The sequence below is a fragment of the Streptomyces sp. NPDC090741 genome (assembly GCF_044769045.1).
Taxonomy (GTDB): domain Bacteria; phylum Actinomycetota; class Actinomycetes; order Streptomycetales; family Streptomycetaceae; genus Streptomyces.
This window is the reverse complement of sequence record NZ_JBIVXF010000010.1, coordinates 275,128-299,634: the sequence shown is the minus strand read 5'-3', so window position 1 is coordinate 299,634 and position 24,507 is coordinate 275,128. Positions and strand designations below refer to the sequence as shown.

At 68.3% G+C, this 24,507-nt stretch carries 21 protein-coding genes and 5 pseudogenes; 13 read left to right on the top strand and 13 right to left on the bottom strand.

Annotation, left to right across the window (positions count from 1 at the left end; translation table 11 throughout):
* Nucleotides 1-53 precede the first annotated feature (53 nt).
* Nucleotides 54-392 carry a MerR family transcriptional regulator gene (locus ACIQU4_RS27195; protein ID WP_403735748.1) on the bottom strand — a complete coding sequence of 113 codons (339 nt, stop codon included), beginning with the start codon at nt 390-392 and terminating at the stop codon, nt 54-56.
* 1,028 nt (nt 393-1,420) lie between these two features.
* On the opposite strand from ACIQU4_RS27195, the pseudogene ACIQU4_RS27190 reads away from it, so the two are divergent.
* A pseudogene (locus tag ACIQU4_RS27190) lies at nt 1,421-1,832 on the top strand (ATP-binding protein).
* Nucleotides 1,833-2,347: 515 nt separating this feature from the next.
* On the opposite strand, the gene ACIQU4_RS27185 reads toward ACIQU4_RS27190, so the two are convergent.
* Together ACIQU4_RS27185 and ACIQU4_RS27180 are read right to left on the bottom strand one after the other, a co-directional pair.
* Nucleotides 2,348-2,551, bottom strand: coding sequence for a cold-shock protein (locus ACIQU4_RS27185; protein WP_365956692.1), 204 nt, complete (start codon nt 2,549-2,551; stop codon nt 2,348-2,350).
* 494 nt (nt 2,552-3,045) lie between these two features.
* Nucleotides 3,046-3,327 carry a hypothetical protein gene (locus ACIQU4_RS27180; RefSeq protein ID WP_403735743.1) on the bottom strand — a complete coding sequence of 94 codons (282 nt, stop codon included), beginning with the start codon at nt 3,325-3,327 and terminating at the stop codon, nt 3,046-3,048.
* 815 nt (nt 3,328-4,142) lie between these two features.
* Here ACIQU4_RS27180 and ACIQU4_RS27175 point away from each other — a divergent pair.
* Nucleotides 4,143-4,316 (top strand): CsbD family protein, encoded by a 174-nt coding sequence (locus ACIQU4_RS27175; protein WP_403735740.1) that lies wholly within the window; start codon nt 4,143-4,145, stop codon nt 4,314-4,316.
* A gap of 73 nt (nt 4,317-4,389) precedes the next feature.
* Here ACIQU4_RS27175 and ACIQU4_RS27170 read toward each other — a convergent pair whose 3' ends face one another.
* A complete protein-coding gene (locus ACIQU4_RS27170) occupies nt 4,390-4,836 on the bottom strand; it encodes a DUF2267 domain-containing protein (RefSeq protein WP_403735738.1) in 447 nt (148 codons plus the stop codon).
* Between the two features lie 55 nt (nt 4,837-4,891).
* Nucleotides 4,892-5,287, bottom strand: coding sequence for a DUF2267 domain-containing protein (locus tag ACIQU4_RS27165; protein WP_403735735.1), 396 nt, complete (start codon nt 5,285-5,287; stop codon nt 4,892-4,894).
* A gap of 219 nt (nt 5,288-5,506) precedes the next feature.
* Between ACIQU4_RS27165 and ACIQU4_RS27160 the strand changes: the two are divergent.
* Nucleotides 5,507-5,708, top strand: a pseudogene (locus ACIQU4_RS27160) (hypothetical protein); the annotation flags it as partial.
* On the opposite strand, the gene ACIQU4_RS27155 reads toward ACIQU4_RS27160, so the two are convergent.
* From ACIQU4_RS27155 to ACIQU4_RS27140, 4 genes are all read right to left on the bottom strand, one after another.
* Nucleotides 5,648-6,655, bottom strand: a complete 1,008-nt coding sequence (locus ACIQU4_RS27155; protein ID WP_403735835.1) for an HTTM domain-containing protein — start codon at nt 6,653-6,655, stop codon at nt 5,648-5,650. The pseudogene ACIQU4_RS27160 and the gene ACIQU4_RS27155 sit on opposite strands and share 61 nt — an antisense overlap.
* Nucleotides 6,656-6,785: 130 nt before the next feature.
* The gene (locus tag ACIQU4_RS27150; protein ID WP_403735732.1) at nt 6,786-7,325 is read right to left on the bottom strand and encodes a DUF5819 family protein; all 540 of its coding nucleotides are present in this window, start codon (nt 7,323-7,325) and stop codon (nt 6,786-6,788) included.
* Between the two features lie 315 nt (nt 7,326-7,640).
* Nucleotides 7,641-8,906, bottom strand: a complete 1,266-nt coding sequence (locus ACIQU4_RS27145; RefSeq protein WP_403735833.1) for an ice-binding family protein — start codon at nt 8,904-8,906, stop codon at nt 7,641-7,643.
* A gap of 878 nt (nt 8,907-9,784) precedes the next feature.
* Nucleotides 9,785-10,192 carry a thiol-disulfide oxidoreductase DCC family protein gene (locus ACIQU4_RS27140; protein ID WP_403735730.1) on the bottom strand — a complete coding sequence of 136 codons (408 nt, stop codon included), beginning with the start codon at nt 10,190-10,192 and terminating at the stop codon, nt 9,785-9,787.
* A gap of 241 nt (nt 10,193-10,433) precedes the next feature.
* On the opposite strand from ACIQU4_RS27140, the gene ACIQU4_RS27135 reads away from it, so the two are divergent.
* The 3 genes and pseudogenes from ACIQU4_RS27135 to ACIQU4_RS27125 form a co-directional block, all read left to right on the top strand.
* Nucleotides 10,434-10,841: a DUF6153 family protein gene (locus tag ACIQU4_RS27135; protein WP_403735728.1), complete on the top strand. Its 408-nt coding sequence runs from the start codon at nt 10,434-10,436 to the stop codon at nt 10,839-10,841.
* A 116-nt stretch (nt 10,842-10,957) separates the two neighbouring features.
* A pseudogene (locus ACIQU4_RS27130) lies at nt 10,958-11,236 on the top strand (DUF305 domain-containing protein); the annotation flags it as partial.
* 66 nt (nt 11,237-11,302) lie between these two features.
* Nucleotides 11,303-11,515: pseudogene (locus tag ACIQU4_RS27125) on the top strand (SpoIIE family protein phosphatase); the annotation flags it as partial.
* A 153-nt stretch (nt 11,516-11,668) separates the two neighbouring features.
* On the opposite strand, the gene ACIQU4_RS27120 reads toward ACIQU4_RS27125, so the two are convergent.
* Nucleotides 11,669-12,445 carry an alpha/beta fold hydrolase gene (locus tag ACIQU4_RS27120; protein ID WP_403735726.1) on the bottom strand — a complete coding sequence of 259 codons (777 nt, stop codon included), beginning with the start codon at nt 12,443-12,445 and terminating at the stop codon, nt 11,669-11,671.
* A 233-nt stretch (nt 12,446-12,678) separates the two neighbouring features.
* A pseudogene (locus ACIQU4_RS27115) lies at nt 12,679-12,792 on the bottom strand (BBE domain-containing protein); the annotation flags it as partial.
* 285 nt (nt 12,793-13,077) lie between these two features.
* Here ACIQU4_RS27115 and ACIQU4_RS27110 point away from each other — a divergent pair.
* The 3 genes from ACIQU4_RS27110 to ACIQU4_RS27100 are packed head-to-tail and all read left to right on the top strand — an operon-like array spanning nt 13,078 to nt 14,324.
* Nucleotides 13,078-13,209, top strand: coding sequence for a hypothetical protein (locus tag ACIQU4_RS27110; protein ID WP_403735723.1), 132 nt, complete (start codon nt 13,078-13,080; stop codon nt 13,207-13,209).
* Entirely contained in the window at nt 13,206-14,105 is a 900-nt protein-coding gene (locus ACIQU4_RS27105) for a hypothetical protein (RefSeq protein ID WP_403735720.1), read from the top strand. Before ACIQU4_RS27110 ends, ACIQU4_RS27105 begins: the two co-directional genes overlap by 4 nt.
* A gap of 18 nt (nt 14,106-14,123) precedes the next feature.
* Entirely contained in the window at nt 14,124-14,324 is a 201-nt protein-coding gene (locus ACIQU4_RS27100) for a helix-turn-helix domain-containing protein (protein WP_403735717.1), read from the top strand.
* A 72-nt stretch (nt 14,325-14,396) separates the two neighbouring features.
* On the opposite strand, the gene ACIQU4_RS27095 is transcribed toward ACIQU4_RS27100, so the two are convergent.
* Nucleotides 14,397-15,479: an MBL fold metallo-hydrolase gene (locus ACIQU4_RS27095; protein ID WP_403735715.1), complete on the bottom strand. Its 1,083-nt coding sequence runs from the start codon at nt 15,477-15,479 to the stop codon at nt 14,397-14,399.
* A 288-nt stretch (nt 15,480-15,767) separates the two neighbouring features.
* On the opposite strand from ACIQU4_RS27095, the gene ACIQU4_RS27090 reads away from it, so the two are divergent.
* The 4 genes from ACIQU4_RS27090 to ACIQU4_RS27075 all read left to right on the top strand — a co-directional run bounded on the left by ACIQU4_RS27090 (nt 15,768) and on the right by ACIQU4_RS27075 (nt 20,887).
* Nucleotides 15,768-15,962: a hypothetical protein gene (locus ACIQU4_RS27090; protein WP_403735713.1), complete on the top strand. Its 195-nt coding sequence runs from the start codon at nt 15,768-15,770 to the stop codon at nt 15,960-15,962.
* Nucleotides 15,963-16,370: 408 nt separating this feature from the next.
* Nucleotides 16,371-17,372, top strand: coding sequence for a DUF2278 family protein (locus ACIQU4_RS27085; RefSeq protein ID WP_403735710.1), 1,002 nt, complete (start codon nt 16,371-16,373; stop codon nt 17,370-17,372).
* Nucleotides 17,373-17,982: 610 nt separating this feature from the next.
* Nucleotides 17,983-19,641, top strand: a complete 1,659-nt coding sequence (locus ACIQU4_RS27080) for a hypothetical protein (protein WP_403735707.1) — start codon at nt 17,983-17,985, stop codon at nt 19,639-19,641.
* Between the two features lie 97 nt (nt 19,642-19,738).
* On the top strand, nt 19,739-20,887 hold the full coding sequence (locus ACIQU4_RS27075; protein WP_403735704.1) for a hypothetical protein: 1,149 nt from the start codon (nt 19,739-19,741) through the stop codon (nt 20,885-20,887).
* 424 nt (nt 20,888-21,311) lie between these two features.
* Here ACIQU4_RS27075 and ACIQU4_RS27070 read toward each other — a convergent pair whose 3' ends face one another.
* Nucleotides 21,312-24,434: a hypothetical protein gene (locus ACIQU4_RS27070; RefSeq protein WP_403735701.1), complete on the bottom strand. Its 3,123-nt coding sequence runs from the start codon at nt 24,432-24,434 to the stop codon at nt 21,312-21,314.
* Nucleotides 24,435-24,507 lie beyond the last annotated feature (73 nt).

The following is a 24,507-nucleotide window of genomic DNA, read 5'->3' as shown; positions in this document are numbered from 1 at the left end:
CCGGCTCCCCCGCGGGCCTGCTGTTCCAAGGCGGCGCATCAGCTCTGGCCGTCTCAGGCCGCGGTCGGCGGGTTCGCCGATCCGGCGGCGCGGCGGTGCTCGGCGTTGATGCGCTGCGCTTCCTCGAGCTGGTCCTCGAGGATGACGATGCGGCAGGCGGTCTCGATGGGGGTGCCCTGGTCGACGAGTTCGCGGGCGCGGGCGGCGATGCGCAGTTGGTAGCGGGAGTATCGGCGGTGGCCGCCGGCGGAGCGCAGCGGGGTGATGAGGCGGGCTTCGCCGATGGCTCGGAGGAAGCCCTGGGTGGTGCCGAGCATTTCGGCGGCCCGGCCCATGGTGTAGGCGGGGTAGTCGTCGTCATCGAGACGGCCGAGCGTGTCGTCTGCTGTCATTGCACCTCTCTGTGGAACGCGTGGAGGGGCCCTGGCGCCTATGGCACCAGGGCCCCGAAGGAACTGCTACACCATCTGCCGGCCCTGTTAATGCGCCGGCCTTCTGTTTCCGCCGACCCGACCGATACGCCGTCGGGGGTGCGGGGATCGCGGTTGCTTGACCGGAGACCACCTCACTATCGATGTCCTGCGGTACCCGGGCTCAGACTTCCGCCCGGGCGATCCTGATGGCGCTCTGCTCCTCCGTTCTTCCCTCTGGATCAATCACTTACCAAACGGGAACTGCGTACTGCTGTTACTGCGAACTGCTTGTACTGCTTGTACTGCTGGTGATGCGAACTACTGGTGGCCTCACCCAGCGCCACGTTCCGGCAGCCAGCCCCGTCGCCCATCCTGCGTCTGCTCTGGCTTAGAACCCCACTGCCGAACCTCCCGGTGCGCGCGCCCGCAGCCGACGCCTTCACCGAGGTACCACTCACTGACTTCACTGCTGGGTACTGCCAACTGCACTTACTACGGGTACTGCCACTGCGTTAACTGCGGTACTGCTTGTGGCGGCCCCTGATCACTGCGGGCCACCCGGTCCGGCCGTCAGCCCCGTCACCGTCCTGCACAACCATGGCTTCGGAACTCCACCACCGCACCGTCCTGCGCACTGCAACTGCGGGTACTGCTGCCCGGCAGTTCGTCTCTGCCAGGCCCTGCGGTCTCTCTGCGTTACGAGAGAAACCATAACCAGCTCGCGACCCAATGTCTACTCCGGCCGACATAGATTTCCGTGTGTTCGACAGTGAGGTAATCGACCTCGAACGACGACGTGGCAGGGAGCGGCTCCACACCGGTGCGGCCACAGCCGCTACGGCAGGTGGCACCGCGTCTGGCTCGGCGCCGCAGCCGCCGCAGGCTTCGCGCGTGATCATTCGAACAGCGCCGGAGGCCCTGTCACCTCCGGGTTAGCCGGTCGCCGGGCAGGCACAAGCCGGGCAGATAGGACCGGGCATTGACGATCCAGAGACCAGGGTGACCTGATGGACACGATGAGCGTCAACGTCGCAACCGTCCACTCAGCGACATCCGTCGCCGGCGCACGCGAGAGCGCTCGCGCTTTCCTCGATGGCCTCGTGCACCCGGCGATCGCAGCCGAGGCTGCCGACACCGTGGTCCTGGTCGTCTCGGAGCTCGTCACCAACGCCCTGCGCCACGGAGGCGGCACCTGCACCCTGGACCTGACCGCGCACCCGGACAGCATCGAGGTGACCGTCCACGACCGCAGTCCGCGGGCCCCACGCATGCGCACCCCCGACCTGAACGGCGGCACCGGAGGCTTCGGCTGGCCCATGGTCAACCGCCTCGCCTGCGCCACCGCGGTCACCCCGCACCACGGCCGACAGGAAGACCGTCAGCGCCCTCCAGCCAAGCCGCCAACGCCGACCGGGGTGACGGGCCCCCGCGTCGGCCTGGTCGAGCACGGCCATCAGGCGCGGCACCCCGTCGAGGTCAATGCGGCGCTGGAGCTCGGAGGCGAGGCCGACCAGGGCGTCGTGGAATGCCGACGACGTTGCCGCGGTGCGTCCGTCGACAGGTCCCGGGCCCACAGGTGGGAGACCCGCGTGGTGTCGGTGACACTCGCGCGGGGCCGTCCACGGGGCCCCTGGGAGCCTTCGAACGGGGCATTGCGGCCCTTTGGCGCAGTACAGAGGCCCGCACGGGCTCTGTGACGGTCTCCAGGGCCCACGTAGAGCGGCTGGAAGACAGGAGAGGTGAAGAGCCGTCCGATGACGCTCCGGCGTCTGAAGCCGGCCACCACTCGCCGCTCTGTGAGCGGCGGGTAACTGGGGTGCAGGGGGCCGTACCCGAGCCCGTCACGATCCCTGACGCACGGCCGCTCCCCAGGAGAAGGTGCCCGACACACAGCGCCCGCCGAGGAAGTGTCCTGGGCGGGCGCAGAGGTGTGTCTAGGCGGGAGTGATGTTCTCTGCCTGCGGGCCCTTCTGGCCCTGGGTGACGTCGAAGTTGACCTTCTGGCCTTCCTGGAGCTCACGGAAGCCGGTGGCGGCGATGTTCGAGTAGTGGGCGAAGACGTCCGGGCCGCCGCCCTCCTGCTCGATGAAGCCGAAGCCCTTCTCCGCGTTGAACCACTTAACGGTTCCGGTAGCCATGTTGCCCTCCAAGGGGACTCGAAAATCGGTCCCGCACCGTGCGGGAACCGGAGGTGATCGCCCTGGCCCTCAGAGACTGTGAACAGCAGAATCGCCCGTGAACGCGTGCTCACGGGCGACCGGAACTTCGGAACCATGACAGCTGGCCCTGACGCTACACGGACAGCTCCCCGCTCTCCACGAGAACGCCCACGTATGGAGCACTGTGAGGACTGTGATGCCATGAGTCGCCGGCGTGCGCATCGTCAGCTCGTGGGCTGGCAGACGCTGTTACAGACTCCCGGGGGTGTCCGACCCCCATCCGTCGTCCGGATCGCGGCGTAGACCGTGCGCCCGGGATTATGGGGTGTCGCTCTGCCACAGGAACGCGCCGCCGGGGTCAGCCTCGGCGGGGGTGCCGGTCTGTACGAAACTGACCTGGGGATTCGTCACGCGTGTCACGGCCGATCGGCAGCACGTGTCAGTGCGTCAGCAAAGCTCAGCAGCCGGACTTGTCAGTAGTTGTGGGCGCGCAGGGCCCTGCTTCGAATCGCGTTCGCCTCGGTCAGGAAGTCGTTCATGATGTCCCAGTGCTCCTCGCTGTAGGCGGTGCCGACGGCACTACGGGCGAAGAACTCCCTCGTAAAGGTCTCGGTGAGGGCCTGAAGCGCCCCGAGCGCCTCCCTGAGCGCGGCCAATCGCTCGACGGCAACGGCTTCCGGGACAGTACTGTCCTCCCCACCCAGTTCGACGGCCGGGGTCCGGAGCGCCTTCTTGATGGCGGATTGGTCGATCATAGGGAGCAGTTTGAGGCCTCGCCGACCGCTGTGTGCCGAGCCCTGACGGGCCACCGGGGCACCGGTCGCCGTCGACTCTCCGGAGCCGCGCCGGCTGGCCGCGCCCCGCGCGCCCAGTGCTGCCTCCGCTTCGCGGCGCCCCGCTGCGTCAGCACACACAGCACCCGTGCCAGACGGCCCGGGTGTGGGTCCCGCTCCTGGTGGAGCGTGACCCACTGCCGCCCGGTGAGCCTAGCCAGAATCTGCGAGACCGTGCTCCTGCCCAAGCCGGCTAGCTCGCTGATCCTCGCCGCCCACAGCGGCCCGTGGGTCGGCGCCGACAGCAGAACGCGCAGCACCTCGGCGGTCGGGCGGGTCATGCGAAGTCCACTCACGTCACCGACGCCACCACGTTTCCCGTCCATAGGTCAAGAATGAACCACGCTCATCCATCAATCAGATCCAGTGACAGCGAAACGACCAACGGCCACTGACATTCCCGCGCAGACCATCAGTTTCGCCGCCCACCCCGGCACGATCGAGGTCGTCGTCGAGGATGCCAGCCCGCGGATGCCGCGGAACGGACCCCTGACCTCGTCGACGGGACGGGTGGATTCGGCTGGCACATGGTCAACGACCTTGCCCACCGCGTCGTCGTCACGCCCGGGCCCGAAGGCGGCAAGCGTCCGCGCCCTTCTCCCCCGGTAGCGCGCTGGGCCGCACCGCGGACCTGGTGCGCCCGGGCAGGACGGGTTGCAGCCGGGCCTGCTTACGAGAGCCTCAGCAGCCATACGGGGTTTCGTAAGGCGTTTCCACCCAAGAGGGAGTGATCAGCTGTGTCTGGTGAGCAGAAGGCCGAGGCGAAGGTCGAGCAGGCCAAGGGCAAGCTCAAGGAGACCGCTGGACGCCTGACGGGCAACGAGCAGCTGACCGCCGAGGGCCGTGCGGAGCAGGCCACGGGCAACGCCCGCGAGGCCAAGGAGAAGGCCAAGGACGTCTTCAAGCACTGATCCTCACGCGGCAGGGCCGGAACCGCAGGAGCGGTTCCGGCCCTGCCGCATGTGCACGCGCTGCTCGTCTGGGTCAGGCGGCGGCGGGCTCGGGCCGGCGCAGTTCGGCCTGGCCGAGGAGGAGGGCGTAGCCGCCGGGGAGCCGGCGCAGGATCCGGGCGAGGAGGTCGGGCCCGGCGAGGCGTGTGACGACGGCGAGTACGGCGCCGGTGTCCCAGCGAGCGGTGGCCGGGGTGGCGCCGATGCGTGCAGCCAGGTCCTTCACGAAGCCCCAGCCGGTGAGGTGCTCGGTGTCGGGGATCTGGGCGGTCAGGGTGAGGGCGGCCTCGACGGGCAGGGCCTGGGCGAGGTCGACGCGTTCGTCGCCGGTGAGCTGGCGGCCGAGGGCGGCCAGGACGTGGTGGACGGCTTCGGCGGCGCGTTCGTGGGTGGGGTAGGCGCCTTCGTAGCGCACGCGTTCCAGCATCTGGTCGAACGTCATGGCGTGAGGGGCCGGGTTCGGTCGAGGCTGGTCGTACATGGCTGCGGTTGCCTTTCTCTGCGAAGGATCCGGCCTTCGGCCGGTGGGCGGTTGGTCAGGTGCGTTGGGGGTGGCCGAAGAGGAGGTCGCAGCCGGGCGGGAGCTGGAGCAGGACCTCGCGGGTGAGGACGTCGCCCGCGGCGGCGGCCACCGTCGAGAGGACCGCGCCGACGTCCCACAGGGCCGTCTTCTCGGTGGCGCCCTCGATCCATGCCGCGGTCGCACGGACGAACCGCTCCGGCGAGAGCGGCTCCGCGGCCTGCAGCGGGTTGAGCAGGATCAGGGCGTACGTCTCGGGGAGGCGGGCGGCGAGCTCGGCCCGCACGGTGCGGACCAGGTGTGCGCCGAGCAGGGCCAGGACGACGCGTGCAACACGATCGGCCTCTTCCGGGGTTTCGTACTCGCCGCGTTCTTGGACATGGGCCAGGAACGACTCCCTGCGCATCGACATCACATCACCTCCGGGAAGCAATCCTGCATATCCGCCGCTCCGGCCAGCATCACCGCACTCTCCGCTGAGACACCACGGAGCCAACAGCGCGGCCCTCGATCGGGGTGCCCTGGTCGACGAGTTGACGGGCGCGGGCGGCAATCCACAGCTGGTAGCTATCAAACGACAGCAGACGACTCGTTCGGCCGTCTCGATGACGACGACCACCCCGTCTACACCATGGGCCGGGCCGCCGAGATGCTCGGCACTATCCAGGGCTTCCTCCGCGCCATCGGCGAAGCCGCCTCATCACCACCGGCAAGTGCGGCCAGGCGGGGGACGCACGGCGGCCCGGGCCGTCCGGTATGCGTTCGGTCATCGCTATGCGCGAGGGGAGGCAGCTCGCTGCCGCGAGCCGGGCATGCCGGTCCTGCCCTGCTGCGGTACCGATCCGGATCCCGGCCGCCCGGGCACTGGCTGCGACGCGCCGGTTCGCCGTGTCGCGCGGCGGCACAGGTGAGCCAGGGAGGTGTAGAAGCGGTCAGGGAGGAACACGGCGTCCGCCACGATCATCGCTCCGGAGAAGAGAGGCAGCCCCATGACCACCGCGATGCCGACGTGCATCCCCAGCAACATGGTCAGAACTGGATACTTGAGTCTGCCGAAGAGCACGAACGGGAAGGCGACTTGCAGGAGCACCGTCCCGTAGCTGGCGATCGCGATCAGGACCGCATAGTTGTCCGCAAAGTGGGAGAGCGCGGGCCAGGGCTGGAAGAGTTCGAGGTTGAGGACGAAGTGGAGGGCGGTGCCGCCGCCCCAGGAAGCGCCCTGGACCTTGTACAGGCCGGCTGACCCGTAGAGGAAGCAGACCTCTGCCGCCATGACGAAGATGCCGCAGTTGTGCACGACCGTCGTCAAGGTGCTCCGCGCTTGACGGAGTCGGGGCGACGGGAATCTTCTCGCCCGTTCGGGATCGCTGCCTGCACGAGCCGTCTTGAGACGGTTCCTGCGTGCGTCCAGGGACCAACGGCGACCGCACGCGGTGAAGACGAGATAGACGGCCATCAGCAGGATCAGATTGTCGCCGCCGTCCGTCATGAAGATCGCTCTCGCATGGAACGAGGTCACCACGACGGCGAACAGGACGGAGATGGCGCGGGTCCGCCACCCCAGCATGAACAGCGCGGACGTGAAGAGGGCCGTCACGTAGCAGAGTTCGAAGTAGGCCGGGCTGTCGGAGAGGGTCAGGACGCTGTTCCAGCCCGTCTGTGCGAAGAGCTGCTCCGCAAGCGCGGGCGTCCACGGGGAGCCGGGGCCCCAGATCTCGTGACGGTGCGGGAACTCGCGCAGAAGAAAGACCAGGTAGAGCATTCCGTAGCCGGCGCGCATGACCGACACGGCGTACAGGGACACCGGCCGGCCGGTCAGGAGTGCGGCGAACCGCTGGGCTGCGCCCGCGGTCCCCCGGTGCGCGGTGCCCCCCGGTGCAGCTGCCGTGGACGGGGGCTGGGTGATGTGCTCAATTCCCACGGGGGGTCACCTTCCACCAGGGCAGAAGCCGCTCTTCGACGGGTGTCGGCGGGCGTTTGCCGGCCGCTGCGCCCTGCGCGGCGACGGGCAACGTGAGGACACGAAGCTGGATGAAGCCGAAGGTACCGCCGTGGTCGTGGGCGGCGACCCGGTCCTCGGCGATGTTGCGCAGGTACTTCTGCATCATCACGGCGCGATCCGAGTCTGCCCTGTCGTCTGCGCCGTGCGTGTCGACGTAGGAGGTCCAGGCGCGGCGCAAGAGATTCTGTGTCGTATGGCTCGGGAACACGTTGTGTTTGACTGCGGAATTATCCACGGCTGTCAGATCGACCCAGCTGCTCACCTGAGCCGAACCGTCCGGGGCAGTGCGTGCGGTTCTCGCGAGAATGTGCCGGTTTACGGAGTCGGGCTCCGGGGCGAAAAGCCGCCAGTTCTGCTCGAAGAGGGGGTACACCCATGCGTTGACCTGTGGGCCGTAGCGCTTCGAGACGGCATTGGGGGGAGCCACGTGGAGGAACACCAGAACCACATGGGTCAGAGTCGTCGCCAGGCACAGGGCCACGACGGTTCGCAGTGCCGCTGCCAGTAAACGGGAACACCGGGGTTGCCGGCACGGCGTGGCCGCTTCATCGTGACGTGCCCGGGGGTCCGGCTCGGAATCGGATACCCGGAGTTCCTTCACGGTCGCTGATTCGATTCCGCTCGACACCGACCCACCCCGCCTTTCTCATGTCAACTGCTCACGTCTGAATTTCCTGCTGGAACCGGCGGCGGCGCACGACGGAGTCGAAGAGGCTCCGCCGCGCGCCGCTGTCCGATGAGCAGACCTCGTGCAGTCCGCTGCCTAGCCCTCGGTGCTCATGGGCTTGCTGCCGTATCCGTAGTCGTGGTCGTAGTACTCGCCGTCGCCCGGCTTGCCGGGCTTCTCGCCGTGCTCGTGATCGGGCTTGCCGGGCTTCTCGCCGTGCTCGTGATCGGGCTTGCCGGGCTTCTCGCCGTGCTCGTGATCGGGCTTGCCGCCGTGCTCGTGGCCGGGCTTGCCTCCGTTCCCGCCCGTGACGTTCCCGCCGGTGACGTTCCCGCCGGTGATGCTTCCACCGGTGGTGTTACCGCCCGTGGTGTTCCCCGCGGTGCTCGCTCCCGTCGTGTTGCCCGCGACGTTCCCCGAGGTGTTGCCGGAGACGTTCCCCGAGGTGCCGCCCGTCACGAGGCTGGCGATCGGGCCGCCCAGGAGGCCGCCTCCCGTCGTCACGCCGCCGAGCACGCCACCAAGGACGCCCGAGGTCGCACCCGAAGTCGTGGTGCCGGCCGTGGTGCCAGCCGTGGTGCCAGCCGTGGTGCCGGCCGTCGTTCCACCCGTTCCGCCGGTCGCGCACGTCCCGAGGAAGATCCGGTTGTTGTCGAGCGTCACCTCGCCGTTACGGGCCAGCGCCCGGCCCTCGATGTTCGCCCTCGTGGTCACGAAGATCGAGGTCAGAGCCATGATGGTGCCCACGAAGGTGGAGTCGGTGCCAAGGGTCGCCGAACTCCCGATCTGCCAGAACACGTTGCACGGCGAAGCGCCGTTCGTGAGCAGGACCCGGCTGGAGGATGCCGTCGTCAAGGCTTCCGGAATCTGGAACACCCACACGGCGTTGGGGTCTCCCCCGGCGTTCAGGATCAGGTCGCCGGTGAGTCCGACACCGGACGTAGCCTTGTAGACGCCCGGAAGCAGCGTTTGGCCCGCGCCGATCCCCGCCGCAAGCGCGAAGTCCTGAGCCTGGCCCGCCGCGTTGTTGTACGCCACGGTCAGATCGCTTTTGGCCTGGAGGGCCGCAGCGTCCGCAGCGTGCACGGCACCGAGCACCAGGCCGGGCGGGAATCCGGTGATGGCAGGGTTCGGGTGCGTCCCGAGGTCGTGGCTGATGACCGAGGGGCCGGTGTTGGTGACTCCCTGGCCTGCCAGAACGGAGTAACTGGCGGTCGTGCCCAGGGGTACGGGTGTTGCGATGGCCGACGCCTGCGTCGACGTCGTGGCGACCATCGCAGCGGCAACCGTTGCGGCAAGGGCCGAGGTCAGCCAGCCGGACAGAGGACGGAGTCGAGCCGCTTGAGGAAATCTCAGCTTCATCGAGAGGCCATTTTCTGTGGGGGCCGTGGCGTGCCGGGCCCTAACCGATTGCCCGGGAAGCCGTACTTGAGATGGCATATTACGTTGGCAATTAGGTACGGCGATTTCAAGCGGCAGGACGAGGCGTGTGATTGAGGACGGAGCGACGTAATATGCGCCCTTAATATATGAGTTCATATGGATGGTCGTCCGATGTCACGCCCGGGCGTAGGGGGCGCCATTACCCCTATGTGGGCCATTGACTTCAAGCCGGTCCGACAATCCCACCCCGGCGCACATGGCGAAGTGCCGCCATTCCAGTGATTCAACGAAATCCGGAGCGCGTGGGTGTGGCGGCAACAAGGAAACCCGCACCGTATCGTCACCTTGGAAGCATTCGCCCAGGGCTCTTCCTGCGCTGGTGGTGCCACCCGCACGGCCATGCCGCGCGCACCGACCCCACCGGCCGCACGGCCTGACCAGGAAGCGGCCCCCGGATCTTGGGTTTACGCCCTCGGTCGGGCCGTTGCTGTACGGGAGCGTGAACGCGGCGATCACAGCGTCGCGGTCTCGCTCCAGACCCGGGTCCACAGCGGGTCCCTCTGCCATGAGCTTGAAGGACCCCATGTCATGCGGGGCTCAACGCCGCGTGCTGGCGGGGCGCGATCCCGCCAGGGCGGTGCAGGTGTTGGAGCCCGCGGGTCCGGTTCGCCTACGCGGCCCCCTCGCCGGTGACTCCACTCGCGCTCCACTCGCCGCGCCGCGAGCGCTCAAGGCGCAGTCGCTGCGACGACATCTCAGTGGTCGGCAGGGGCCCTGGGATCGCACAGCGGCGATGTCCCCGTCGCAGATGGTGGCCACGATCACGGTGTCGTCTTCAGACCTTGGCGGATTCACTGTCATGCACCTTCACGCGCGGCAGATCGCAGATGAGCAGGCAGGGAACAGGCCACCGTGCCCCCCGGTAGGCGGTGCCGGTTCAGGGCCACCACCTGGTACACGAGCCGGGCGATCCAGCTGATCGGGGGCAGCGTCATGGCCTGTCCTGCGAGCTGCCAGGGCCGGCACGGGCCCTGTTTGAGCAGGTGCGCCACCGCCTCCGCGCCGCCGTGCACATCGGCCGTACCGGGCTCGATCCACAGGACCTCCCGGTCGGCCCGTGCGGCAGTGACGCCCAGTGCGTCCAAATCGGCGTACTGCCAGGGAGTGACGACGGCGTCGGGATCCAGCAGGCGCACGGCGATGTTGACGGCTTGAGTGCAGAATCCGCAGTCGCCGTCGTACAGCAGGGTCGGGCGCTCGGCCATCGTGGCTCTCCTTGTCATGCGGTACGTCCCGGAGTTCGCAGATTCCTGGTTGGGCTGAGACATGAACCCGCGCGCTCGACAGCCGTGAGCGCAGTTCAGCATGCGGGTTCCAGGGTGTCGGGAGGGTGCTACTCCTCGTTTTGGTTTGGCGTGGCAGTCATCAGCGCTCCCGCCACGCGGTCGGTGGATCCCCGCCAGCAGGGGGAAGCCATGTGGCCGGGCCGGATCGTACGATGACCGCATGACCAGCACGATGCAGTCGAGCCGTCGCCCTGCCGGGCGTGGCTTCGTGCTGCTGGTGCTGGCGGTACTGGCCGGTGTGCTGGCGATGCACGGCCTCGGGCCTGGACCGGCGTCCGCGAAGGCACCGGCAGCTGCCGGTGCCCATGCTATGCCGATGGCCCACGAAGAAGCCGGCTGGCAGGTGGCGGGCGCCTGCTCGCACACTGACGGCGAATTGGGCCACGCCGACCACGCGGATGCCACGTGTGCGGCGGCCGGTGTCGGCGCCGCGTACGCGCCTCCCGTCCTGGCTGCGGCTCTCGATGCCGGGCCCGTGCCTGTGGCGCTGCCCGGCAGTGCGGCCGGGACTCCAGAGAGTGGGCGTGCGCCGCCTGATCTCGCTGAGCTGCAACTCCTGCGGATATAGGACCGCCCGCGCGGCACCTCCTTGCCCCGGCTTGGCCGGGGGGATGCCGTGCTCCGGCCCGTCCTCATTCCGTATCGGCGCCTGCCCGCTGGGGGCGCATCAGGAGTCGCACCACCATGAACAAGAACCTCATCCGCCGGACCGGCCTCGTCGCTGCTGCGGGCGCCGCCTCGCTCGTACTGGCCGCGTGCGGGTCGAGCGACGACACCTCCGCCGGGCACAACGGTCACAGCCCCTCGCCCTCGGCATTCTCGTCTGCTCCGGCCTCCCCGGGACAGCACAACGTGGCCGACGTCGCGTTCGCCAAGGGGATGATCCCCCACCACCGTCAGGCCGTGGAGATGGCCGCCCCGGACGCGATCATCACCTCGCAGACCGCCGAGATCACCAGGATGAACGACCTGCTCGGCAAGAGCTGACCCACCTGGGCGGAGGGGTGTGCCGGGGCTGTCGCCTTCGCGCCGGGAGACACGCTGCTCCTCTACACAGACGGCGTTCTTGAGGCACGTGACGAGAGCGGGGCCTTCTATCCCCTGCAGGAACGCATCGCCACTTTGCCCGGCGCAGGCCCGCACGATCTGCTGCGTCACCTACACAGCGATCTCCTCGCCCATGCCGCAGGAGGAGTCCTGGGGGACGACGCCGCGATGGTCGCAATCCAGCGCGTACAGTGACGGCCGACCGCGTGAGGTCGCGCCGCCAACGCCGACCGGAAGCCCACGCAGGCACTCCCCGCTCAAGGTGCTCCACGTGCTCACCACTTCGTCAAGGACACCGCAGGAGGCGCGACTCTGACGGCCGGCCGACCTCTACGACAGAACGCCCAACTACCGGCCGAGAAATCTTTCGACCACTGCCGCCAGCGTCTCTGGGCTCTCTTCCGGGGCGAAGTGGCCGGCGTCGTCGAAAACCTCGAGCTCGGCGTTCGGATACCACTGCAGCCAGGTGGACCGCATGGTGTCAGGGCCCATCGCCGGGTCGTTCGCACCAGCCACGACAAGCACTGGGGTCGGATTTCCCTCGAGCCGCTCGTGGATGTCGGAGCCCCGAGTCCAGGATTCGAGGTAGGAGCGCAGGGCAGCCGACGAGGAGCGCTCCGAGCCGCTCACCCTGGCATCCAGCCATGCATCGTTGTGCCGACCGCCGGTGGTGACGTCAAAGATCGTCCTGCGGTTGCCGGAATCCTCCACGGCCCCGACGAACAGGTCCCACATCTCCCCTTCGAGCGGGAACCCGGACGCGGGTACCGGTGAGATGCCGACGATAGAGCGGACCCGCGAGGGGGCATCCAGCAACATCAGCTGGGCCGCCTTGCCGCCCATGGAGTGACCGATGACCGAGAAGGTGTTCCAGCCGAGGTCGTCGGCCACGGCGAGGGCGTCCGCCGCGACCTCCTCCATCGTGTACGCGCCGGGGGTGTCCATCGCCTCGCCGTACCCACGGCAGTCCACGAACGCGTAACTGAACGCGCTCCCGTCCAGGTACCGCCGCAGATGGCCGAAACTCGACCTGTCGCTGAGCCAGTGGTGGAGTGCGAGGACCCGCTCCGGACCGTTGCCCTGTACCTCATACGGAATTACGTGTCCTGCTCCATGGCCTGTCACAATGCTGGGTCTCCCCCTCCGGGCCGGGCCCGGAATCCCGTCGGCTTGTGGATTCGCTCCGACGGCGTAGCAGCGTGGGCGGGCAACCGAAGGCGTCGCAAGCCAGATGAATCCTGCTGGTCAAGCCACCCCGGCCCGGGAACCTCCAGACGATCCCGTAAGGGCCACCTGCTCAGGAAGGCACTTTCGCGCTTCCGCCTCGACAACCGCCACGCCCAACCGAAACGGCGAGGCTAAGGCCTGATGTTCTGGTTCAGGTGGAAGAGGTTCCCCGGGTCGTACGTGCGCTTGATCTCGACAAGGCGGTCGTAGTTTCCCTTGTAGTTGGCGCGGATGCGGTCCTGACCACCCCCGGTGTGACCTGGGCTTTGTGACAGGCGCGTTGTGTACGCCTCTCCGACCCCCGATCCGGGCAGGTCGCGCCGGGGCTGGGAACGCTGCAACGATCGGTGTCACCGCGGCGGGCACCCGACGCTGCGGGCTCTCGTTGAACCTCCCTCCTCACGATCCGAGGTACCGCCATGTCTTCATACGCTCCCCCTTCGCCTCCCCCTCTGCCGCCGGAGGGCACCGGCGCCGCGGGGCGGCTGTCTGCCTGTGAGGCGGCCGTCGCGCTGGCGCCCGTAGTCTGCGTGACCGTGCTCACCGCGCTGGATCGCCCCCTGCCGGGCAGCCTGATCGCCTTCTCGGCGACCGCCGGTGCGCTCCTTGTGCCCGGGCGCCTGGGTTGCCTGATCGGCGCCTGCGGGATGAGCAGCCGGTGAACCGTCGGACTTCCCCCGCGTCGTGGCCGGAGCTGGAGGAACTGCATGCCTGGATGCGCACGGCGCAGGGCGGCCTGACGCCCAAGGCGCTCGCCGCGCAGACTGTCGAGGCCGAGTACGGAGTGTCGGATCGGACGCTGCGGCGCGCGTTCGACGGGCGGCTGCCGACGGCGTCGACGATCCGCGGCTACGCCTGGGCGTGGGCCTCCAGGACCTGCGCAGACCGTCAGGCGGTGGAAGCGCGGGGGCTGGAGATCCTCGGCCAGGCCCTGCGTGCGGCTCCCCCGGCGCCGGCTCCCCGCTGGCCGCAGCCGTCGTACGTGCCCGGGCGGATCAGCACCTGGGGCGGACTCAACAAGGCCCTGAAGCACATCCACGAAGAGACCGGCAGTCCGTCGCGGCGCGCGCTGGCGGCGTCCGAGCGGGCGGCGGGGCGGCTGTCGAAGAGCACGATCGGGAACATCCTGAACGGCAAAGAGCCGACCGTCGAGCAGCTGGCCGCGCTTCTCGCTGCGTACGGCGCACGGCCGAAGACGACCGCCGGGATACTCGCCGGACACGAGCGGATCGTGGGTGAGCCCCCGGTCCGGGCGGCTGGGATCAACCGCTGCGACGACATCGAGCATGCCGTGGTAGAGCGTGAGACGGCCGGTGAGCAGGCGGAGAAGCAGCTGCGGTACCGCGGCCGGGTGCCCGCGGCCGAGCTCGACGCGTACGACCAGCAGCGACGGGACGAAGAGGACGCGGAGCACCGGCGCACAGTCGCGTGGGTCGACAACCTCAGCGACGACGAGTTCGAGGCCATCAAGGCCCGGAGCGAGCAGGCCGCCGCCACGGCGGTGTACCTGCGCGCCGAGCTGACCGCGATCGCCCACCGAGCCTGCCCCGGGCCGTAAGCCGGCGGCAGGACATCAGTGCAGTCGCGCAAAGCGCAGGTGCGGGCGCGGATCGTGCTGGCGGCGGCTGCGGGCCTGGACAACGGGGCCATCGCGCGGGACCTGGCGGTCAGCGTCAACATGGTCCGCAAGCGGCGTGGACGGTTCGCGGCCAAGGGCCTCGAAGGGTTCAAGGACGCAGCCGCGCGGGCCGGCCCAAGACCTACGGGCCCCTGGTGAGGATGGCGGTCGTGGCCGCTGCCACCAGTGCGCCCCCGCACCGCACCTCGGCGGCGAGGTCCCGGTGGAGCATCACGCCGTCGCCGGTAGTTCAAGGACCGTGCCGGTCTCTGGGTCCGCGGGAAAGCTCGCGGAGTAACCGTATCGCTCGCACAGCTCCGGATCAGCCCACCGGGCGGTGCGCTGCGTGCGGTAGTTGAACCACAGCCTCGGGCCGTCCGGTGCGGACAGTACGACGCGGGCGAGTGCCTCGTCATCGGGATGGTGGTAGGTGTCACCGTTGGTGGACACGAGGTAGTGCCGGGCGGGGGCGACCTCAAGCAGTGCCTCGGTCACGTTCCGCCGGCTGGCATGGTGGGGAAGTTTGAAGGCGTCCACCTCCAAGACCCGCAGACCGCGGTGCGCGGCCACCCCTTTCAGGCCGGCCCCGAGCACAGTACCGAACGCGTCCGCCCCGAGCACGGCGCGGGCGCCGCGGTGCTCGATCAGCAGCGCGATGCTACTCCCGTTCGGAGCTGTCGTGTCATCGGCCGTCTTCTGAGCGGCAACGGCGGCCAGATCGCCGAGGGGCTCCAGGATGTCGGGCCTTACGTCGGCCTGCCAGCCACGCCGGGCCTGGTCAATGGTTTCGAACCACTCGCGCTCCAGGATCGCCAGGCGCTCGTTGGTCGGTGAGAGCACGGTGATGTGCGGCCCGTCCCGGACCGGCACCTCGATGAACCCGAACTCGTCCCCGGTCTCGATGGGACCGCCGCCGAATGCCCGGTTCCACGGAAGTACGGGACCGACGGATTCCCCGAGCAGCGCCGCTACCAGGCTCTCCCCCTCGGCGACGCTGCCCTCCACCCTGCTCCGGGAGGGCATGTGTGGGGGGCCGTTGAACCAGTAGTCGCCGACGTCTTCGGCGTACTCGCTCCGCAGGAACGGGAGCATGCCGCCTATGTGGTCACTGTCGATGTGGGTCACCACGGCGACGTCAATGTGCCGCTCGTCGGGTTCGAGCCGGCTCAGCCTCATTTCGAGCCGGGGCCAGGTGCCCGGGGGGCCGCCGTCGACGAGCATGCGCCAAGGCGGCCCGCTCCCGCGCGCACACTCCACGAGCAAACAGTCGCCCAATCGCGCAGGCAGTACCTCGATGCGGATGGCTGTGTCCATGGGATCGTCTCCCTCCAGCCGGGCGCACCACCAAATCTACGCTTGTCAGCAGGGCGCCGCAGCGCTGCGAGCGACCTGCCCGGCCGTGAGGCCGCCCGGCCGCGGCGGCCGGACCGATCCCCACCACGGGCTTGGGCGGTCAGCGCCGTGGGGCGTGGACCAGCAGGTGGTGATGCTGCGCAGGCGTACCGTGCCTTCCCGTTCGTAGGAGCGCAGGGGCCGAGGCCAGAGGCGCATGCGGAACACCGTGGTGCCGGGCGATGCAGGCCCGGGTGATCCCGACGAGCCATGGCCTGGCCGGCTGGCTGCCGACGCCCGCACCGCCGCTACGAGCTTCAGGGCAGCCACTTGCCGGGCTGCCTTCACCAGCAGGCCTGCACCCTCATCTGCTACCGCCGGCTGCTCGCCGCCCGCCTCGACGCGTGCGCCGCGGGCCGGCTCATCGCCGAGATGACCAGTAACGATGCGGCCGAGTCGCCTTGACCCAGCGGGAGATGGGCTGCAGGGCAAGGCGGGTGAACATTAGGTGATTCGGTATCCCGCCGGGGCCTGGCCGGGGGATAACGGCCAGGAGGATGAGCAGTCGTCAGGGCTGCCCCGGCGCGCGGCGAGGTTGGGACATGGCGGTCACCGGCACCTGGAATCAGAAGAACCCCACCTGCCCGGTGGTCGCTTCGGGCCCAAGGAGCGGGCCGCGTACACGGCGAAGCCCAAGGCTCCGGCCGGCACGATCACCCGGCTCGCCCACGATTGGCTCGGGATGCAGGAGGTCGGCGATCCCCTGGCTCCGGCTGACCTCGCCGACGTCCTCGACGGCCCGCACCATGCTTGTTCCATCGACACGCCCGCACCCCGGCCGTGCCGCTCCCACCGGAATCCAGAGGATGACCCATGCCGCTAAAAGGTTACGGTGTCCTGGCCGCCCGCGCTGTCGACCGGCGCCGGGAGGGATCCAGCGATACCCCTCACTACCAGATCCATCTCACCGACAACGCCGGCACCCACTACCGGGCCGCTGTCAATGTGGAGTCACAGCAGGCTCCCTCCGAGCTCCTGTACCTGGCCGACGATGATTTCCGCCATCCCGTGACCGAGCTGCTCCCGCCGGCCGGCAGCGGATGGACGGTCCTGGCGTCACAAGCGGGCAAGGCCAGCCTGGACTTCATCCGCGGCAACCTGTTCGACCCCGCCTCGATGCGAATGCTCCCGCCCGATGTCGAGGGCGCCGACAACGACTTGGCCGACCTGCTCGACCACTACGTGCAGCGTGCCATCGCCGACCCCACCGCCGCCCTCTACGTCTTCGGGCAAAGGTTCGGCCCCGAGGCCAACATCGCCGACAAGGTGTTCGACTTCCGGCCCGGCAACGGCGTACACGACATCCACATGAACCAGGGCAACAGCGGCCGCTTCCGCTCCGACAACGGCGTCTGGCAGGACGGCGCCTTGTTCGTACACCTACCCTCCGAAAACCGCTGGGTCGCGATCTTCCTGGCCTTCCAGTCCCAGGCATGGCACACCGGCGACAACACCGGTCACCCCCTCGACACCGCACCACCCCGCTCCGGCGACCGCGACGAACCCCTGCGGATCATGGCCGCACTGGTCAACCCCTCCGGCCCCGCACCCGAAGCCGTCACCGTACTGAACGCCTCTCCAGCGCCGGTCGACCTTCAAGGATGGCAGCTCACCGACCTCAACCAGCAGACCCTCCCGCTCCCCGCCGGCACGCTCCAGCCCGGCACCACCCTCACTGTCGCGGGCGGCAACGGATTCCATCTCGGCAACCAAGGCGGCACGATCACCCTCCTCAACCCGGACGGCATCAAAGTCCACGGCGTCGCCTACACCGCGCGACAAGCCGAGCGCGAGGGACGGACCATCACCTTCTAACACCACCGGCACCAAGCCCCACAGCACCCTCGTCGGCCGGCCAAAAGCGACCTGATCGGCGGGCGAGGGTGGTCTTCGCACGGCTGTGCCCGGATCCCATTCGGCCCTGGAGCGCGTCTTCACCGCGTCGGCGAACCGGGGCGACCTGCGTTGTTACCTTATCTGTAATCGGGAAGCGCACGATCATGATGCCGGACCTGACGGCGCTGCGTCTGGCGCACGAGCGGCCGCCGACACCCGACGGCCCTGACGCCCCAATTCGATACCGGACGCGCGTCCAGCACGGTGTGGTGGCTGAGGACGTTCCGGCCGTCGGCGACGAGGCATACGACCAAGGCGCCGCGTGCGGGCCGGGTAGAAAGCATGCCGCGTTGCGTACCTGCCGGCGTTCTCCTGGGCGGGCGCGGATGAGGGCGCTTACCGCAACGGCGCGCAGAATGCGGATGAGGGCAGCACCAGACTCTCACCGTCTCATCGAATCAGTGGCAGGTGCAACCATTGGAGTGGATCTGCGCCTGCCGCCGAAATGGGGTTGCATGCCTGGGTATGCATTTAAGCATTGGCTTTTAGTGCCACTGGAAGAATGACACATTGTAGGAGCGGACTGGCCATGCCCGACCACGCGCAGCTGCGGCGGGCGACCGCCTGGATGAGTGCAACTGCCGTCGAGGAGGCCGACGCCGCCCGCATCTCGGCTGCCTGCGATTCATCCGGTCACTTCCCGTTGGAGCCTGACATCGCCGATGGCGGCTGCGGACCAGGTTCCACTGCGCTGGAGCCGGGATGGCTGTACCGCAGGATCAGCGGCCTTGACGATCGGGCTCGGCCCGTCAGTGATGAGGAACTGGCGGAGTTGGGTGACCCGATGGCGGTTACGTTCTTCCGCGTGGGCAGGTTTCCGACCACCGTGCAGGAACTGCTGTCCGAACTCCCCGCCACGGCAGCCGCCTCACGCAAGGTGTATCTGGTCAGCGAGGCCGGGCAAATCTCACCGGTTGCCATCGGCGAGCGCGACATGCGGTTCGCGATCACCACCGCCGTGGACGGCAATCAGGTGGACCTTCTGGTCAGCACCCAGGCTGGCGGCGACCCCAAGAGGGGATTTCTTCAGGTCGCGGCGTGGGATTCTGTAGCGAGGTTCTTCAATTTCTATGCCCGTTTCGAATCGAGCTGGGTGTGGGCGGGCAACTCCTGGCACGCGCTGGAGCCGGACTCGCGGGGCAAGGGCTGCTTCGACAGCCACATCAACGGCAGCGCCGTGATGAAGGAACTTAGGATCCCCTGGATCAACTGGCAGTCAGAGCGGGCCACGATCCGGCTCGCCGATGATGACCCGCTCCGCCATGACCAGCTGTTCCAGCAGGTCATCGGAGCCGAGCGGCTGGAACTGACGGTCAGGTTTCTCATCACCCGGTGGACGGCTGCCCGCCTCGCCGAGGTGACCGCGAACGGCGTCGTGGACCACCCCGACCGGCTGCTGCGCCACCTGTTCACCAGCACCACGGTCAACCTCACCAGTACAGACCGGCAGAGCAGCACCATCACGGCGGACAGTGGCGAGCTGACGCTACCCACGGGGTTCTGGCTGAACCAGGACATCCTGTTCGACGACCTGCGACTGTTCACGCAGGCCGCTCCGCCCAGGGCACAGGCCGCCGGGTACCTGGCCGGCCTGACGCGGTTTGGTTTCCGGCTGGAGGAGAAGTTCAGCGGCTTCTCCCAGCCAGGTGACACGTTTTTCGCCTTCGTTGTCCCCGAGGCCGCCCACGAGGACAACGAGGTGATCCGGCAGATGGTCCGCAAGGGGCTCATCTCGGCCAGGTTCGCCGCCTGCGTGCTGATGGTGGACTTTCCGAACCCGGTCTTCAGCCCTGCCCGCAGTCTGCTCATGCGGTACGTGCCGACCACGCCGACGAAGGCCGTGGAGTTGTGTGACAAGGTCACCCAGGCCATCTTGGACGCAGTGCGAACGCGAAACCTGCCCGCTGGCAGTCCCGAAGCCCGCTTCGCCGCGCACTGGCAGGTGCCTGAAGACGTTTGGCAATCAGTTTTCGGACAGCGGGTGGACGCCTATCTGCGCAAGGTCACCCAGCAGATCCAGACCGCATCCGGATTCGACGACTACGTCCGGTTGGCCGAGTCGCGGCGTCGGCAATTTCGCCTCATGAAACTGAATGAGTTCGAGCTCACCCTGCCGGTCACCAACATTCCCCCCGGCGCGCCACCGCTGGCGATGCGCGAGGACGCCACCGTCGCGGAGCTGACCTGAAGCCGCCCCTCATCAGCCGCCACGGCATCAGCTTCAGCGGAGCCAGCGACCGCTGCGTTTCACCCCTCCGTCTTCACGAGCAAGGAGAACGAGCGCCATGGCCACAGTGAATGCTTACGGGCCGCCCGGCAACCTCGACGATCTGGACGACTTCGGCCGCAAGGCCTGGAACGTGTTCATCTCCGACACGGTCGACGAGGCCATTCAGGGCCCCGATCCCCGTCAGGTACTGAACGACAGTCCGAGACCGCAGTTCTACAACCTGACCAGCGCGGATACGGCCTCGGACGTCCAGCGCGCCTCCATCACATGGACCGCGTTCCCCCGCATTATCAAGATCACTTCCGTTGGCGATCTCCAGCGATGGCAGCGCGCCGACGCCAGCCGCGACGTCCAGGACGAGTACTGCGAGTGGAGCGTCACCCGGGATGGCTCGGGAAAGATCACCCAGGTTACGTTCACGTGTGAAGGCCCCGAGTATTGGGAGATCCTGGCGCAGACGAACCCGGACACGGTGGTCGACCTCTACCGTAGCTTCATCAGTCCGGACGTGCGCAAGGAGGATCTGTTCTCGCCCAGTGGCAGATACCAACCGCGCAACAAGTGGAATAACTCCACGAGCCACGGCGCCATGCACTTGATTCAGCCGAATAACACCCTGGGCGCAGAGATCGAGTTGGCTGCGGCAGCCACCATTCGGCGCGTCGTCAACGGCCAGGAGGTGAGCACCGAGCAGGAACTCGTCAACTGCAGCAAGTACGGTGCCGCAGAGCGCAACAGTGATCCCCACATCGGCGCAGGAGTCAACGCCCTGGCCCGCCAGAAGGCCGACATCAGCCTCGCCGACCCAGTGGGCCTGTACTTCGACGACCTGTCGACGGATGGCTGGGAGACCCCGGACGGCTCCGATCCCCAAAGCTACTGGACCTATGTGAGAGGCGACTCGGAGCACCGTGTCCGCGCCGTCTACGAAGTTCCCCAGGACAAGGGCTTCGACGTCGGGGACATCACCATTGGCGGGAGGCCCATCGAGTTCGGAGCCCAGATCGCGGACTTCATCACCATCAGGCTCACGGGCGTCGCCTGCCGGTTCAACGACTCCACCGCCCAGCCGCAGACCGCCTGTAAGGAGTTCCCCGCGGTTGACGTGCGGCAAGAGGGGTTCGGCGCAGCCGCGTTCTCCGCCTCCGGCCGCCTCTTGGATCCCCGTCCCACCCTCTCGTACCGCTCCTCCCGCGTCACCTGACCCGTTCCTTCGCGGAGCGGCCGGCGGACCCGAGGCCGGGGCCCGATCCGTCGTGGCCCGCCTCGGCCGACCTGTGGTGAATCCCCCTTGCCCAGGGCCACCGCAGGTCCCCCCCCTCCCCAGGGAACAAGGCAGGCCGCGGTCCGCTCCCGCACAGCACCGCGCCCGGGCTCCGGCTTGTTAGGCGCGGACGTCCCTACGAGGGCTGAATGCGCGGCGCTTGGAGCGGACCACGGGGAGCGGCTCCGGGCTGAGCCCGGTCACCTCGATACCGCGCCTCACTCCGGGAGGCGTCGGGCAGGCGTGCGATCGGGTCGCCGCTCTACTTGGTGGAGGCCTCGCCCACATACTCGATCACCTCGACCTTCGCCACTGTGGCCGGCTGGACAGCCGGTCAGGAAGCCGAAGTCCATCGAGGCCACTGCTACGTCCCACGTCGCCAAGGAAAGACGTTCCGATGCCACCTGGCAGAACGCACTTCCCCGGCCTTGGTGCCGATGTGGTATCCGAGCTCCCGGTAGGCGTCGAACTGGGCATGGTCGAACCACTGGTCGAAGGTGGCCTGGCGGGGGAAGGCCTTCTCCCTGAGGGCGTAACTGAGCAGCTCGTACGGCATGTCGGGAGTCAGACTGGCCTTCACGAAGATGATCGTCCCCTTTGTGTCGGCCGGTGTGCCGGGCGAGAACTCGACCGGCTCGGGGTACTCGATCGTGCCGCGCACCACACTGGTGGCGGAGAACCGGGCGTTCAGCGCGGCCATCGGCGTCTCGGGCGGGAGCGGTGGGGCGCTGCCGGGTACCAGGTCCAGCAGGTTCTGCCCCTCGTCCTTGAAGGTGATCTTCACTCCGAGGTCTTCGTAGGCGAGCGTGACCGCCTGCGCGAGGGTGGCGGCCAGCGGCGGCGTGTCCCCTGAGGAGTCGATGACGTAGATCGTCCGGCAGCGGAGCCGGAGCGTTTCGACCAGACCGAGATTGTCGAAGTGCCCGCCGTCCGTGCACAGCAGCAAGGGACTGGTGTCCGAGTACCAGCCCACCAGTTCCTGGAGTTGGTACCGTAGCCGCCGTACCCGTGGCAGCCGCGGCATGATCCGGCAGGGCCCGTACTTCGCCAGTTCCGCGAGGTAGAGCGGGTTGGGGACCCAGGTGCCCAGCCGCACGTTGGAAAGGGCGAGCAGCCGCTCCATGAACATCGTCTGAGTGCCCATCGCGGAGGCGAAGGCCGCTCCTGACACGGCGACGGCCGACTGCACGGTCAGGTCGCGTCCGATCAGCGCGGGGGACGTGTTCTGCAGGGTGTCGGTGCGGACCCAGCCCGTGTCGGGGCCACCGCAGTAGTCGGAGGCGAAGGTGAAGGGCACGGCGGGGCGCCCGGGGGCGGTGCGGTTGCGTAGCGAAATGGCAGCCGAGGCGGCGAAGATGACCTGGGGGAAGCCCTGCACTCGCTGCGCGTAGGGGTCCAGCGGGGTCGGCTCGTGGTTGTAGTCGTACGGCAGGGCACCCACCGAGCCGTCCTTCAACACCGCGCGCCGGACGGCGAAGGCGCCCGCCAGCCGCTGTCGGTAGAAGGGGTGCAGGCTGAAGGTGGTCTGGTCGATCACGAACGACAGCACGATCAGGGCGATCGGGATTCCGGCCTTCCACCAGATGTCCCAACTACCGGCGTAAACGGCGGCCCAGGACATGAGGGCGAGGTAGAAGAACGCGACCAGGAGCAGCACCATCCAGCACACCACGATTTTCATCCAGCCTGCACCGACCTGAACGACAAGGGACGGCCCGCCCTTGCCGAACAAGCCGGGCTTTTCCCCGTCCGGCTTCAGCTCCTTCACTGTCTTGTGGACGACGGTGAACCAGGTTCCTACCGAAGTCGCCGCCGCCGTGAGCGCGGCGAGCACCGACAGTCCCCTGCCGTCGTTGTGCACCACCCCCTGTTCGAGCGCCAGCCAGGCGAAGAACCAGATCACCGCCGGAAGGACGATGGAGATGAGGACGACCGCCAGGGCCATTGCCACGATCGTGTTCACAATGCTGCGCAGCCAGGCGGGGCGGGACTTCATATTCCCCGCCCCTACGAAGGCGGCTCCCACGGACAGCAGGCCCGCCAGGCCGAACAGGGCGAGAACGGGGTGCCAGGCGTGCGGATACAACTCAAGGGACGGCAGGAACACCTGTGGGGGCCCGGGACACCTCAGGACGTCCGGAACCTCACATGTCGGCACGAACGCCTTCGCCTGCGGCATGAAGCGGTGCAGGTCGGTCAGCGGAAGGTGCGAGTAGAACGCGTTCAGGAACTGGCCCGCCACTGCGAAGAGCAGCGCCAACATGCCGAAGGAAACGGCCATGCCCCGCAGCACCGCCCCCGCGGCGTGCATCTTCTCCTTGGGCGTGTCAGCCAGGTACTTGGCGTGGCGGCGGACGTGGTCCTCCTCCTGGCTGCCCGGTGCGAACGCGTCGGCGGGCTCCGCAAGGCCGGGCCGCACCGAAGGCTTCCCGTCCGCGTCCTTGAGTCGGGCACCGGTCAGGGCCAGCTGGAGGGCACCGGCTGTATACCCGCCACCGGACACCGAAACCAGATAGTCCGCCTTGAGTAGTTGCCCGCGCAGCGCCTGCAGCGCGCCCAGGGTGATCGAGGCCGACCGGATACCGCCGCCGGAAACGCAAAAGCCGAGCTCTGCAGGCTTTCGACCGGGCGGCTGGTAGGCACGCGTGCGCCAGCGGGTGACCGCGTTGTCGTCTGGGTCCTGAGCCTGCGCCTGGTGTGGTTGTGCCGGGTCGGGGGCGGTCCACTCGGGTCGGGGCTCCCAGTCGTGGGGCGCAGCGGGCGGAAGGATCACGTCGGGGTGGCTCCGCTGGCTCTCCGTCTCGCCGGCGCGCCGATTGGCGTGGGCCACGACGGGACGAGGATGGTCCTCCCGCCCGCTCGTCAAGATGGAGGGGTCCTGCACACGACGGCAGTAGAGGGTGACGACGATCAGCACGGCCGCTGCCACCAGCGGGACGACGAGCGCCCACTTCACCTGGGCGAAGTAGGTCGCCCACTGCAAGTTCCGCTCCAGATCACGCTCCGCGGCCGTCCGCAAGACGCCGAGCCAGGGCATTACAGGACCGTCCGGGGCGGCCTTGATCCGGTCCAGTGCCTTCCAGAGGAAGATGTTCTCCACGCAGTCCGCCGCCACCACCACAGGGGTGAGAATGAGCGCGCGCCGGGCCCACAGGTGCGAGGACTTCCGGTAGAGGAGCAGGTGCCCTAGTCCGAAAGCCCCGGCGAGGGCCGCTCCGTACCCGGGAACGAACCAGCGCCAGTCCAGCACGAGGCCGTCCTGGAAGAGCTTGGACCCGCCTCCGTCCTTCACGATGGCACGGGCCGTATCTGCCTTCGCCGCGAACTGCAGCAGCAGTTCGTCGTCCTGCGAGGGTCTGGCCCGGAACGGCGGATCCGCCCCGTACCAGAGGATCATGAAGAGACCGGCGGCAAGCCCGAACAGGCACAACCCCACCGCCCAGCCCGGCACGTCTCGCAGCTTCAACTGCGCCTGAGCATTCGGCATGCAGGCAAAGTAGTCACCTGAACGCGATCCGTATCGATGCGCGCCCTACACGAGGCAGCGCAGGACCCACTCA

Bases quoted from the DNA above. Each gene is read 5' to 3' on its own strand.
- ACIQU4_RS27170 (WP_403735738.1), bottom strand. From the start codon at position 4,836: ATGTACGACCAGCCTCGACCGAACCCGGCCCCTCACGCCATGACGTTC.
- ACIQU4_RS27135 (WP_403735728.1), top strand. From the start codon at position 10,434: ATGACCAGCACGATGCAGTCGAGCCGTCGCCCTGCCGGGCGTGGCTTC.
- ACIQU4_RS27195 (WP_403735748.1), bottom strand. From the start codon at position 392: ATGACAGCAGACGACACGCTCGGCCGTCTCGATGACGACGACTACCCC.
- ACIQU4_RS27185 (WP_365956692.1), bottom strand. From the start codon at position 2,551: ATGGCTACCGGAACCGTTAAGTGGTTCAACGCGGAGAAGGGCTTCGGC.
- ACIQU4_RS27070 (WP_403735701.1), bottom strand. From the start codon at position 24,434: ATGCCGAATGCTCAGGCGCAGTTGAAGCTGCGAGACGTGCCGGGCTGG.
- ACIQU4_RS27095 (WP_403735715.1), bottom strand. From the start codon at position 15,479: ATGGACACAGCCATCCGCATCGAGGTACTGCCTGCGCGATTGGGCGAC.
- ACIQU4_RS27080 (WP_403735707.1), top strand. From the start codon at position 17,983: ATGCCCGACCACGCGCAGCTGCGGCGGGCGACCGCCTGGATGAGTGCA.
- ACIQU4_RS27140 (WP_403735730.1), bottom strand. From the start codon at position 10,192: ATGGCCGAGCGCCCGACCCTGCTGTACGACGGCGACTGCGGATTCTGC.
- ACIQU4_RS27165 (WP_403735735.1), bottom strand. From the start codon at position 5,287: ATGTCGATGCGCAGGGAGTCGTTCCTGGCCCATGTCCAAGAACGCGGC.
- ACIQU4_RS27085 (WP_403735710.1), top strand. From the start codon at position 16,371: ATGCCGCTAAAAGGTTACGGTGTCCTGGCCGCCCGCGCTGTCGACCGG.
- ACIQU4_RS27075 (WP_403735704.1), top strand. From the start codon at position 19,739: ATGGCCACAGTGAATGCTTACGGGCCGCCCGGCAACCTCGACGATCTG.
- ACIQU4_RS27180 (WP_403735743.1), bottom strand. From the start codon at position 3,327: ATGATCGACCAATCCGCCATCAAGAAGGCGCTCCGGACCCCGGCCGTC.
- ACIQU4_RS27090 (WP_403735713.1), top strand. From the start codon at position 15,768: ATGGCCTGGCCGGCTGGCTGCCGACGCCCGCACCGCCGCTACGAGCTT.
- ACIQU4_RS27145 (WP_403735833.1), bottom strand. From the start codon at position 8,906: ATGAAGCTGAGATTTCCTCAAGCGGCTCGACTCCGTCCTCTGTCCGGC.
- ACIQU4_RS27155 (WP_403735835.1), bottom strand. From the start codon at position 6,655: ATGCGCGCCGGCTACGGAATGCTCTACCTGGTCTTTCTTCTGCGCGAG.